The 11,195-nt window shown below is 67.8% G+C and carries 11 protein-coding genes; 6 read left to right on the top strand and 5 right to left on the bottom strand.

The window, feature by feature from the left end:
• Nucleotides 1–10: 10 nt before the first annotated feature.
• The 5 genes from C7I84_RS17190 to C7I84_RS17170 form a co-directional block, all read right to left on the bottom strand.
• Nucleotides 11–703, bottom strand: coding sequence for an ABC transporter ATP-binding protein (locus tag C7I84_RS17190; protein ID WP_106773435.1), 693 nt, complete (start codon nucleotides 701–703; stop codon nucleotides 11–13).
• Entirely contained in the window at nucleotides 696–1,469 is a 774-nt protein-coding gene (locus C7I84_RS17185) for an ABC transporter ATP-binding protein (RefSeq protein WP_106773434.1), read from the bottom strand. Before C7I84_RS17185 ends, C7I84_RS17190 begins: the two co-directional genes overlap by 8 nt.
• Nucleotides 1,470–1,547: 78 nt before the next feature.
• Nucleotides 1,548–2,738, bottom strand: coding sequence for an ABC transporter substrate-binding protein (locus C7I84_RS17180; protein WP_106773433.1), 1,191 nt, complete (start codon nucleotides 2,736–2,738; stop codon nucleotides 1,548–1,550).
• A 165-nt stretch (nucleotides 2,739–2,903) separates the two neighbouring features.
• Nucleotides 2,904–4,082, bottom strand: coding sequence for a CaiB/BaiF CoA transferase family protein (locus tag C7I84_RS17175; protein ID WP_106773432.1), 1,179 nt, complete (start codon nucleotides 4,080–4,082; stop codon nucleotides 2,904–2,906).
• Between the two features lie 65 nt (nucleotides 4,083–4,147).
• On the bottom strand, nucleotides 4,148–4,573 hold the full coding sequence (locus C7I84_RS17170; protein ID WP_106773431.1) for a VOC family protein: 426 nt from the start codon (nucleotides 4,571–4,573) through the stop codon (nucleotides 4,148–4,150).
• 106 nt (nucleotides 4,574–4,679) lie between these two features.
• Between C7I84_RS17170 and C7I84_RS17165 the strand changes: the two genes are divergently transcribed.
• The 6 genes from C7I84_RS17165 to C7I84_RS17140 all read left to right on the top strand — a co-directional run bounded on the left by C7I84_RS17165 (nucleotide 4,680) and on the right by C7I84_RS17140 (nucleotide 11,094).
• Entirely contained in the window at nucleotides 4,680–5,468 is a 789-nt protein-coding gene (locus tag C7I84_RS17165) for an SDR family NAD(P)-dependent oxidoreductase (protein ID WP_106773430.1), read from the top strand.
• A gap of 150 nt (nucleotides 5,469–5,618) precedes the next feature.
• A complete protein-coding gene (locus tag C7I84_RS17160) occupies nucleotides 5,619–7,256 on the top strand; it encodes an AMP-binding protein (RefSeq protein WP_106773429.1) in 1,638 nt (545 codons plus the stop codon).
• 46 nt (nucleotides 7,257–7,302) lie between these two features.
• On the top strand, nucleotides 7,303–8,544 hold the full coding sequence (locus C7I84_RS17155; protein ID WP_106773428.1) for an acyl-CoA dehydrogenase family protein: 1,242 nt from the start codon (nucleotides 7,303–7,305) through the stop codon (nucleotides 8,542–8,544).
• Nucleotides 8,541–9,593 (top strand): phosphotransferase family protein, encoded by a 1,053-nt coding sequence (locus C7I84_RS17150; RefSeq protein ID WP_106773427.1) that lies wholly within the window; start codon nucleotides 8,541–8,543, stop codon nucleotides 9,591–9,593. Before C7I84_RS17155 ends, C7I84_RS17150 begins: the two co-directional genes overlap by 4 nt.
• Nucleotides 9,590–10,273 carry a nitroreductase gene (locus C7I84_RS17145; RefSeq protein ID WP_207771016.1) on the top strand — a complete coding sequence of 228 codons (684 nt, stop codon included), beginning with the start codon at nucleotides 9,590–9,592 and terminating at the stop codon, nucleotides 10,271–10,273. The genes C7I84_RS17150 and C7I84_RS17145 overlap by 4 nt, the downstream gene beginning before the upstream one ends.
• Before the next feature lie 11 nt (nucleotides 10,274–10,284).
• Complete coding sequence (locus C7I84_RS17140) at nucleotides 10,285–11,094, top strand: SDR family NAD(P)-dependent oxidoreductase (RefSeq protein WP_106773426.1); 810 nt, start codon at nucleotides 10,285–10,287, stop codon at nucleotides 11,092–11,094.
• Nucleotides 11,095–11,195: the final 101 nt, after the last annotated feature.

The raw sequence follows: 11,195 nt of genomic DNA, 5'->3' as shown, positions 1-11,195 counted from the left end.
GCGCTCCTCCTCAGACGGCCAGCAGCCGTTCGACGCGATCGCGGCTCGCGGCGAATTCCGCGCTCTCCAGCCGGTCGACGATGGTTCCGTTCTCGATGAGGTAGTGGATGTCGGCGAGGCTCTCGACGAAATGCGCCTTCTGCTCGACCAGCAGCACGGTGTAGCCGAGCTCCTTGATCTCGCGGATGACCCGCGCGATCTGCTGGACGATGACCGGGGCGAGCCCTTCCGTTGGCTCGTCGAGCAGCAGCAGGCGGGCGCCGGTGCGCAGGATGCGGGCGATCGCCAGCATCTGCTGCTCGCCGCCGGAGAGCTGCGTGCCGCGGCTGGCGCCGCGCTCGCGGATGTTGGGGAAGAGCGCGTAGATGCTGGCGATGTCCATGCCGCCCGCCGCTACCACCGGCGGCAGGAACAGGTTCTCCGTCACGGTGAGCGAGGGGAAGATGCCGCGGTCCTCGGGGCAGAGCGCGATGCCCTTGCGGGCGATCTGATCGGGGCGCAGCTTCAGGAGGTTGACGCCGTTGCAATTGATCTCGCCGGTCGCCTTGCCGAGCAGCCCCATGATGGTGCGCATGGTGGCGGACTTGCCGGCGCCGTTGCGGCCGAGCAGCGAGACGACGCGGCCGCGCGGGATGTCCATCGCCAGCCCGTGCAGGACGTGGCTGTCGCCGTACCAGGCGTGGAGGCCGCGGATCTCAAGCATGGGCCGTCCCCAGATAGGCCTCGACGACCCTGGCATCGGCGGACACTTCGCTGTAGGTGCCGCGCGCGATCACCTGCCCGCGGGCGAGCACGGTGACGTTGTCGCAGAGCCCCTCTACGACCGGCAGATTGTGCTCGACCATGATGACGGTGCGGCCCCTGGCGATCTTGCGGATCAGATCGGCGACGCGGCCTATGTCCTCGCGCCCCATGCCGGAAGTCGGCTCGTCGAGCAGCAGCACTTGCGGATCGAGGGCGAGCGTCGTGGCGATCTCCAGGGCGCGCTTGCGGCCGTAGGGAAGGTCGCCGGCCCGCGTCCCAGCCCACTCGGCGAGGCCGAGTTGTTCCAGAAGCTCGAGGGCGCGCCCGTCGAGGGTGTGGAGATGCCGCTCCGAGCGCCAGAAATCGAAATTGCCGCGGCGTTTGCGCTGCAGGGCGAAGCGCAGGTTTTCCAGCACCGTGAAGTCCGGGAAGATCGAGGAGATCTGGTAGGAACGCACCAGGCCGCGGCGGGCGATGGCGTCCATCGGCAGGCCGGAGATCACCTCGCCGCGCAACCTGATCTCGCCCGCCGTCAGCGACAGGTTTCCGGTCAACAGGTTGAAGCAAGTCGTCTTGCCGGCGCCGTTGGGGCCGATGAGAGCATGGATCTCACCCTCGGCAATGTCGAGGTCAACACCGTCCACCGCCCTGAAGGCGCCGAACCTTTTGGTGATGCCCCGAACCTCGAGTACCGCGTCCTTCAACCGTTCCTCCCCGGTCTTCATACCCGTGCCGCCCCGTCGGCGGGACGTCGGGCTCCGTCCGGCGCTGACCGGCAACGCCGACCCGCGCCGTCGACGACGTCAGCCCTTGACCAGCGGGCACTTGCTCTCGGAGAGCGGCGGGGCCAGCGTGTCGGCGGGGATGGTGCCGGTGATCTTCAGAAAATCCCAGTCGCCGGAACTTTCCGCCGGCGTCTTGGTGACGAAGGAATACATCGGCCGCAGCGTGCGGCCGTCGGCGCGGATGGTGGCGGTGTCGCCGTTGATCATCCGGATCGGCGTCTCGCGCATTTTTGCGACGACCGCGGCGGCATCTGTGCTGCCCACCGCCTTCACCGCGTTGAGGTAATGGGAGATGAACTCGTAGTGCATCGCGTTGGGGAAGGTCGGCGGCCGGTTGTAGCGCTCCTGGTAGCGCCTGGCGAATGCGCGCGTCTTGTCGTTCTGGTCCCAGTAGAAGGGAATCGCGCTCGACACGTTCTGCAGGCTGTCGAGGCCGGCGGCCTTGATGTCGGTGTCGCCGAGGAAATAGGGGGCGAGCGGTATGCTGAGGCCAAATTCCTGCGCCTGCTTGGCGACGGCGATCTGCCAGGAACCGAAGGTGGCGAGCCCGATGGTGTCGGCGCCCCTGGACTGAGCCTCGAGCAGGAAGGCGGAGAAGTCGGTGGTCTGCGGCGAGTGCCGTGCCGAACCGACGATCTCGCCGCCGGCCGCGGCGACCGCCGCCTCGCCCTTGGCCTGCAGGTCGTGGCCGAGCGCATAGTCGACGGAGATGTAGTACCATTTCTTGTGGCCGGTCGCGACCAGCGGCATCGAGATGGCGCGCGACAGTCCATAGGTGTCGAGGATCATCTGAACCTGGTAGGGCCCGCATTTCTCGTTGGTCAGCGCCGCGCTCGAGGCGCCGTGCAGGAAGGTGATGTTCTTGTCGCGGACGAGGTCCGAGACGGCCAGCGCTACCGCCGACTGGTCGACGCTGAACAGGAGGTCGATGTCGCCCTTGTCGACCCATTCGCGGGCGATGCCGAGACCGACGTCGGGCTTCGACAGATGGTCGGCGACCGTGAGCACGATCTTCTCGCCATTCACCTCGCCGCCGAAATCGGCGATCGCCATCTCGATGGCGCGCTGGCTGGATTCCCCCGTCAGCACCGATGTCGGGCCCGACATGTCGGAGAGATAGCCGATGTTCACGTCGGCCAGCGCCGGCACGGCCATTGCCGCCGCCGCGGCGAGCCCCGACAGGGCCGCCTTCACATTCACGAACGCCATAGTGCTTCCTCCCTCACCAAGGGTTCTGATTTCCGTTCGACTTCGAGATGCCTCGGCGCCTGACACCGGCGAGGCTTTGCCGCCTCAGCATCGGCAGCATATCGTACATTAGCGTATCTAATTGTATGTGCCAATGAAAAATATGCTAGCGTATTTTGCTGATGATCATTTCCAGGTGCGGCTTGATCCCGCTGCCGATCTGCCGGCGGACCGGACCGGATGTCCTGGCTGCGCCGCGGAGGCCGCTACGCCCCAGTCGGCCAGCACCGCGGCGGTGTCGGCGCCCGGCTCCGGCGGCGGATTGCGCAGGCGCCCCGGTGTGCCAGACAATCTTGGCGCGGGGGCGGGATAGCGTAGCCCGCCCATCTGCCCGAATGTTCGCCGCGCCTGCATCTGCGGATGGTCCCAGGCCTCGTCGATCGACAGCACCGGCGCGAAGCAGGCGTCGCGGCCTTTCATGAGCTCGTCCCACTCCGCGCGCGTCCTGGTGGCGAAGATTTTTTCGAAGCGCTGCCGCAGCAGCGGCCAGTTGCGCCGGTCGTCGCGGTCCGGCAGTTGCGCGGGATCGAGCCCGAGCGCCTTGACGAGATTGACGTAGAACTGCGGCTCGATGGCGCCGACCGATATGTAAAGCCCGTCGCTCGTCGCGTAGGTGCCGTAATGCGGCGCGCCGCCATCGACGATGTTGTCCTGGCGGTTCTCCGACCAGCTTCCCTGCTGGCGGAACGCCTGGAAGGCCGACATCAGCTGCGCGACGCCGTCCAGCATGGCGCAGTCCACCATTTGACCCCTGCCCGTCGCCCTGGCCTCGATCAGCGCCATCAAAATGCCGGCGACCAGGAACATGGCGCCACCGCCGAGATCGGCGACGAGGTTGAGCGGCGGAGGCGGCGGCGTACCGGCGGGGCCGATCGCGTGCAGGGCCCCGGTGAGGGCGAGATAGTTGATGTCGTGGCCTGCCTCCTGGGCCATCGGCCCTTCCTGGCCCCAGCCGGTCATGCGGGCATAGACGAGGCGCGGGTTGAGGGCGAGGCATTCCGCCGGCCCGAGGCCCAGCCGCTCCATGACCCCGGGCCGGTAGCCTTCGATCAGAACGTCGGCCTTGCCGATCAGCGCTTTGGCCGTGGCGACGCCGCGCTCCGCCTTCAGGTCAAGGCCGAGGGAGTGCTTGTTGCGCATGTAGAAATCGTATTTCCGCGGCACCTGCGGCGCCCAGCCCGATCCCGGCGGGCGGTCGACCAGCACCACGTCGGCCCCGAAATCGGCGAGCAGCGCACCGGCGAAGGGTGCCGGCCCTTGCCCGGCCAGCTCGACGATTTTCACTCCGGCGAGTGGTCCGGTCATGCACTGAACTCCCTAGTCGGATGGTTTGCCGCTCGCTGGCGCGGCGGGACCTGTAACGGACGTCCTCAGCCGGCGACCGCGCCGCCTGCGCCCCCGGCGACGAAGCGGGCCACCTCCCCCTTCGGACAGAGCTCTATGATGGTGCCGTGGCCGTCGCCCTTGGTGATCCACCCGCGATGCAGCGGCAGGTTGTCGGTCGGCTTCTGGTGGTAGGCCTTGATGCCGGCCGCCCGGAGCCTGGCGATCTCGGCTTCGAGGTCGTCGACCTCCAGGGCGACGACGACGTCGCCATGCTTCATCTCCGTCCTGCCGGAAGCCTCGACCAGCTCGACGATCTCGCCGCCCTGCCGGGTGAAGAAGGCGAGCCGCAGGCCGAGTTCCGGGACCTCGCGGATGACCGGGGCGCCGCGGCCGATCAGCGTCTCGTAGAACGGAACCGCCCGCTCCAAGCTCTCCACGAAGATGCCGATATGGTCGAGCTTTCCCGTCATCGCTTCTCCTTCCGGAAAATGTATAGCTAGTTTACTTTCATCTTACGTACCTTACAATAGCATTCCGCAACACGGGCATGGTCTGCCCGGCGACGGGAGGACAGCCATGAGACGTTTGGACGGGCGCCGCGCGATCATCACCGGCGGCGGCAGCGGCATCGGGCGCGCCAGCGCGCTGCGCCTGGCATCCGAAGGCGCCAGCGTGCTGGTCGTCGGCCGGCGCGAGGATCCGCTAAAGGCGACCGTGCATGCGGCGCGCGAGGCGGGCGGCACCTGCATCCACCATGTGGCCGACGCAGCGGACGAGGCAGGAATCGGTGCCGCGATCGAGCTGTGCGTCAGGGAGCTGGGCGGCCTCGACATCTTCTTCGCCAATGCCGGCAACACGGATTCGGTAAAACCGTTTCTGGAGCAGAGCGTGGCGCAATGGGAAGGCATGTTCCGCGACAACGTCGTGACGGCCTTCGTCGCCTGCAAGCTGGCGGGCAGGTACATGTCCGAGCACGGCGGCGGCTCGATCATCCTCAACTCGTCCACCGGGTCGCTGCGCGCCCGCGGCGGCACCGAGGCCTATGGCGCGGCGAAAGCGGGTGTGAACCACCTGACGATGACGGCCGCCTGCGCCTTCGCCGGCAAGAAGGTGCGCGTCAACGCCATCCTTCCCGGCCTGACCGAGACGGGACTGACCAAGCCGATGTTCGACTGGGCGCGCGATAACGGCAAGGAAGACCGGCTCGGCAGGCTGACGCCGATGCAGCGGCCGGGCCATGTCGAGGATATGGCTGCCGTCGTTGCCTTCCTTGCTTCCGACGACGCCGCCTACGTCGACGGTCAGCTCATCCCGGTCGACGGAGGGATTTCGGCGACGCATCCGGCCGGGAAGTTCATCTATTAGGTATCTCCTGCCCTCCATCCGGACCGCCGTGCCCCTCCCGCTTGACGGATTCCAATTTCATGTGGTTTTGTATGATAATCTAGATTACTATAATGTACCGCGCGGCTGGAGAGAGGAAGCCGGCCGCTCGGGATATCGGGAGGAACAGGCATGGCCGAAGGCTTCGATTTCGCGGCCCACGCAAAGCGGATGCGGGCCGAGGGCTGGTGGCAGGACAAGACGCTCGACGACCTGCTGGAGGCAGCCATTGCCCGGAATCCGGACAAGAAGGCGCTGGTCGCCTACCGCATGGACAAGGGTTTCGACGCTCCGGCCAAGGTGATGACCTACCGGGAGCTCGGCGACGCGGTCGCCAAGGCAGCGGGCTCCTTCCGGGCGATGGGCATCGGCAAGGGCGACATCGTGGCGCTCATGCTGCCCAACTGGTGGGAGTTCGTGGTCTCGGCCTATGCCCTGGCGCGCATCGGCGCGGTGTGCAATCCGCTGATGCACATCTTCAGGGAACGCGAGCTTCGCTTCATGCTGGGCTTCGCCGACACCAAGGCCATCCTCATCCCGAAAACGTTCCGGGGCCACGACTTCGAAAGGATGCTCGACGGCCTCAAGCCGGAACTGCCGAAGCTGCAGCACATCATTGTCGTCGATGGCGAAGCTGCGCGCTCCTTTGACGGGCTGGTGATGAATTCCGGCGCGACAGCCGTCCCTGCCTCCGCCGGCACCCCGCAGGCACCGGACGAGTTGGCGGTGCTGATGTACACCTCCGGCACGACGGGCGAGCCCAAGGGTGTCATGCACGCCTTCAACACGCTGGTCGCCTGCGCCAAGGCGCTCGGCACCCGTCTCGGTCATGGCAACGACGTGATCCATTTCGGGTCCACCCCTTTCGGCCACATGACCGGCTATGCCGCCGTGATGGTCCAGGCGCTGTACCATGGCAACACCGTCGTCTTCCCCGACATCTGGGAACCCAAGGCCGGCGTAGCGATCATGGCACGCGAGGGCATCACCCACATGGCGGCCGCGACTCCGTTCCTCGCCGATATCGTTCGTCTGATCGAAGAGGGCGCGCAGAAAGCCCCGCTGGCCACGTTCCTGTGCGCCGGCGCGCCTATCCCGCCCGTCATCATCGAGAACGCCCGAAAGCTGTTGGGGCTCAACGTCTCCTCGTGCTGGGGGATGACCGAAAGCCTCGGCGGCTCGCTCACCGAGCCGGAACGTGCCTCGGTGAAATCCGTGTCGAGCGACGGCCGGCCGGTGGACGGCGTCGAAGTGCTCATCGCGGACGAAAACCTGGAGCCCCTGCCCGCCGGGCAGACCGGGCGGCTCTATTTCCGCGGCGCCCAGCAGTTCCTCGGCTACTACAGGAAGCCCGGCCTCGACGGGCGCGGGTCCGAAGGCTGGTTCGACTCGGGCGATCTCGCCTACATGGACGAGCAAGGCTACATCCGCATCGACGGGCGCACCAAGGACATCATCATCCGCGGCGGCGAGAACGTGCCGGTGGTCGAGATCGAATCGATCCTCTACCGCCACCCGCGGGTCGCCGACGCGGCCGTGGTCGGCTATCCCGACCAGCGCATGGGCGAGCGCGGCTGCGCCTTCGTCGTGCTGAAGGACGGCGGCGCCTTCACCCTGGACGAGCTGCGCCGGTGGATGGAGAAGAGCGGCGCGGCGAAGCAGTACTGGCCCGAGGCCGTCGAGGTGCTCGACGCCATGCCCCGCACCGCATCCGGCAAGATCCAGAAATTCGTGCTGCGGGAGAAGGCGGCGAAATACGCCGACGCCTGACGCCCCGCCGAACGGCTGCCCCCTCTCCCATGGAAAAGGCGTGAAGATGGATTTCGACCTGCCGCGGACGATCGTCGACAAGCTCGCCGAGCTCGATGCCTTCATCGAGGCCGAGATCAGGCCGCTGGAGCGCGAGAACATGCAGTTCTTCGACCACCGGCGCGAATGGGCGCGCACCAACTGGGAGGAGGACGGCCGGCCGGCCGACGCCTGGCGGGCGCTGATCGCCGAAATGGAGCGGCGGGCGGACAAGGCCGGGCACCTGCGGCTCTGCCTGCCCGAAAGCTGCGGCGGCCAGGCGGCCGGCAATCTGATGAATGCGGCCATCCGCGAGCATCTCGCCGCCAAGGGGCTCGGCCTGCACAACGACCTGCAGGACGAGTCTTCGATCGTCGGTAACTTTCCGATCGTGCCGGCCATCGCCCGCTACGGCACCAAGGACCAGAAGGTCTATATCGAAGGCATCATCACCGGCAGGCGGCACCTGAGCTTCGCGCTGACCGAGCCGAACCACGGCTCGGACGCGACCTGGCTGGAGACGCGCGCGGTGCGGGACGGCGCCCACTGGGTGATCAACGGGCGCAAGCGCTGGAACTCCCAGGTCGGCCGGGCCGAGGCCAACCTCGTCTTCGCCCGCACCGGCGGCAGGGACGGCGAGGCGAGCGGCATCACCGCCTTCATCGTGCCGACCGACACGCCCGGCCACACCATCGTGATGAACCACTGGACCTTCAACATGCCGACCGACCATTCGGAGGTCGAGCTGAAGGACGTGCGCGTGCCCGATACGGCGATCCTGCACAAGGAGGGCGAAGGGCTGCAGATCGCCATGATGTTCATCCACGAGAACCGCATCCGCCAGGCGGCGGCGAGCGCCGGCGCGGCGCGCTACTGCATCGAGCAGGCGGTCAACTACGCCAGGGAGCGCGTGCTGTTCGGCGAGCCCCTGGCCAGGCGGCAGGCGATCCAGTTCCCGCTGGCCGAGCTGCATGCAGACTGCGAGACGGTGCGCAACTACATATTCCGCACGGCCTGGAAGATGGACCGGCAGGACCCGGCCGCGTTCTCGCACGAGGTCTCGATCTGCAACTACAAGGCCAACGACCTGGTGTGCCGGGCGGCCGACTTCGCCATGCAGGTGCATGGCGGGCTCGGCTACTCCCGCCACATGCCGTTCGAGCACATCTACCGCCACCACCGCCGCTACAAGATCACCGAGGGCTCGGAGGAGGTGCAGAAGCGGCGGATCGCGCATGCGCTGTTCGGCTTCGGCGGGAAGGCTTCGTGAACGCCCGCGTGACACCCGCGGCCGCGCCGGATTTCGAGCCGGACGCGCTGCGCGGCTTCCTGCAAGGCTTCCTCGGCCGCGCCATCGGCGCGCTGGCGATCCGGCCGACGGAAGGCGGCATGTCGAACCCCACTTATTTCGTCGACGCCGACGGCTGGCGCGCGGTGCTGCGCAAGCAGCCGCGCATGAAGCTGGCGAAGTCGGCGCATGCCATCGACCGGGAGTTCCGCGTGCTGAAGGCGCTGGCGCAGACCGACGTTCCGGTGCCGCGGGCCTATCACTATCACGAGGATGCGTCCGTGCTCGGCACGCCTTTCTACCTGATGGAATGGCTCGAAGGCCGGGTGTTCACCGCCTACGCAATGCCGGGATTGCCGGCGGCCGAGCGGGCGGCGCTCTACGCAACGATGTGCCAGACCATGGCGAAGATCCACCGGCTGGATTTCCGCGCCGCCGGCCTCGGCGACTACGGCCGCGAGGGCAACTATTTCCGGCGCCAGATCAGCCGCTGGTCGCAGCTTTGGGCGCAGTATCGCAAGGGCGACGACGACAATCCCGATCTCGACCGGATGATTGCCTGGCTGGAACCGCGCATTCCCGACAGCGAGCTGCTGGCGCTGTGCCACGGCGACTTCCGCATCGGCAACGTCATGTTCCACCCGGCCGAGCCGCGCGTCGCCGGCGTGCTCGACTGGGAGCTGTCGACGCTCGGCCATCCGCTGGTCGACGTCGCCTTCAACACCCAGGCCTGGCACATGGGCGCCGACGAGAACGGCGGCCTGCTCGGCGAGGATCTTGCCGGGCTCGGCATCCCGGCCGAAGAGGACTATCTCGCCGCCTATTACGCCGATGCAGGCAGCTCGGAACGGATGACGGATTTCCACCGCGTCTTCGCCATGTTCCGCGGCGCCGTCGGCAGCGCCGGCGTCGCGGTGCGCGGCGAGCAGGGCAACAGCACGCTGCCGGATTCCGCGCGGGTCGGCCGGTTCCTGGCAGGGGCCTATGCCCGGCGCGGCATGGCGATCGCCGAGCGGAGCGGGATGCGATGAACCACGACGGAGCGGCCATGCCTCTCGACCAGGCCATCGCGCTGCGGCGTTCGGTCCGCGGCTATCTCCCGGCCGAGGTGCCCGAACAGACCATACGCGCGGTTTTCCAGCTTGCCCAGGCCGCACCGTCCAACTGCAACATCCAGCCCTGGATCGCGCATGTTCTGTCCGGCGAGAGCCTGCGGGCGCTCGGCGAAAGGATGGTGGCCGCGTCGGAGGCGGGCATCCCGCCCGATCCGGATTTTTCGGCCGACCGCAGGTTCACCGGCGTCTACCGCGAGCGCCAGGTCGACGCGGCGGTCCAGCTCTACGGGGCGATGGGCATCGAGCGCCACGACCGGCCGCGCCGCGACTGGGCCTATCGACGCAACCTGAATTTCTTCGGCGCGCCGCATGCGGTGCTGGTCTTCATGCATGGCGCGTTCGAGGAGCGCGAGGCGGTCGACCTCGGCATCTATGCGCAGACGCTGATGCTCGCCATGACGGCGCGCGGCATCGCCTCCTGCGCGCAGGGGGCGCTCAGCCTCTACCCGACGATCATCCGCGAGCATCTCGGCCTGCCGCCGTCCAACCGGCTGATCTTCGGCATTTCGTTTGGCTACGAGGACGGGGGCGTGGCCGCCAACAGGGCGCGGGTCGGACGCGCCGAGCTGGATCAGTCCGTCGTGTTCCACCGCTGAGGAGCTTCGAGATGCCCGAACCGCTGAAGGGGAAGGTGGCGATCGTCACCGGCGCGGCGCGCGGCCTCGGCCACGCTTATGCGCTCAGGCTGGCGCGGCTCGGCGCCGACGTCGTCATCGCCGACCTCAACCTGCAGGGCGCGGCGCGCATCGGCGAGGAACTGACGGCGGCGAGCGTCATGGCGGAGGTCGAGGCGCTGGGGCGCCACTCGCTCGGCGTCGAGGGCGACCTCAGACAGCCCGAGCAGGCGGAGCGCCTCGTCGCCGCCACGCTGGAGGCGTTCGGGCGGCTCGACGTCCTGGTCAACAATGCCGGCGTGGCGGTGGCGCGCGGCAGCGGCACGCTGGCGACCGAGACGACGCCCGACGGCTTCGACTACCTGATCGGCGTCAACCTGAAGGCCACCCAGCTCTGCTGCGCGGCGGCCGCCCCGGCGATGAAGGCGCAGCGCAGCGGCATCATCGTCAACATCTCGTCGCAGACCGGCATCTCGCTGCTCGAAGGCGGCAATCTGGCGGTCTACGGCGCCGCCAAGGCGGGCGTCGCCTATCTCACCCGCGCGCTTGCCGCCGAACTCGGCCCCTACGGCATCCGCGTCAACGCCATCGCGCCGGGCATCGTCGAGACCGAGCGGCTGAAGCGCCTCGACCCCGCCATGGGGATCGGCACGCCGGAGCAGCTCGAGGCCATCGCGCTCAGGCGTTTCGGACAGACCGAGGACCTCGCCAACGTGCTGGAATTCCTGGCGACGGACCTCTCCGGCTACGTGACGGGACAGGTCATCTCCGTCTGCGGCGGCGCGGTGCTGCATCCGAGCTGAGGCGGCACCGAAGAGTCCGGGCCGTCATCCCAGCCGCCGCCTCACGGTGCCTCCAGGATGCAGGCGAGCTGGAAGCAATGGATTTCAGGACGCACATGCGG

The organism is Kumtagia ephedrae (genome assembly GCF_003012745.1).
GTDB lineage: Bacteria > Pseudomonadota > Alphaproteobacteria > Rhizobiales > Rhizobiaceae > Kumtagia > Kumtagia ephedrae.
The sequence above is the reverse complement of the archived record's forward strand: the minus strand, read 5'-3'. Positions and strand labels throughout refer to the sequence as shown.

Bases quoted from the DNA above. Each gene is read 5' to 3' on its own strand.
- C7I84_RS17190 (WP_106773435.1), bottom strand. From the start codon at position 703: ATGCTTGAGATCCGCGGCCTCCACGCCTGGTACGGCGACAGCCACGTC.
- C7I84_RS17185 (WP_106773434.1), bottom strand. From the start codon at position 1,469: ATGAAGACCGGGGAGGAACGGTTGAAGGACGCGGTACTCGAGGTTCGG.
- C7I84_RS17180 (WP_106773433.1), bottom strand. From the start codon at position 2,738: ATGGCGTTCGTGAATGTGAAGGCGGCCCTGTCGGGGCTCGCCGCGGCG.
- C7I84_RS17175 (WP_106773432.1), bottom strand. From the start codon at position 4,082: ATGACCGGACCACTCGCCGGAGTGAAAATCGTCGAGCTGGCCGGGCAA.
- C7I84_RS17170 (WP_106773431.1), bottom strand. From the start codon at position 4,573: ATGACGGGAAAGCTCGACCATATCGGCATCTTCGTGGAGAGCTTGGAG.
- C7I84_RS17165 (WP_106773430.1), top strand. From the start codon at position 4,680: ATGAGACGTTTGGACGGGCGCCGCGCGATCATCACCGGCGGCGGCAGC.
- C7I84_RS17160 (WP_106773429.1), top strand. From the start codon at position 5,619: ATGGCCGAAGGCTTCGATTTCGCGGCCCACGCAAAGCGGATGCGGGCC.
- C7I84_RS17155 (WP_106773428.1), top strand. From the start codon at position 7,303: ATGGATTTCGACCTGCCGCGGACGATCGTCGACAAGCTCGCCGAGCTC.
- C7I84_RS17145 (WP_207771016.1), top strand. From the start codon at position 9,590: ATGAACCACGACGGAGCGGCCATGCCTCTCGACCAGGCCATCGCGCTG.
- C7I84_RS17140 (WP_106773426.1), top strand. From the start codon at position 10,285: ATGCCCGAACCGCTGAAGGGGAAGGTGGCGATCGTCACCGGCGCGGCG.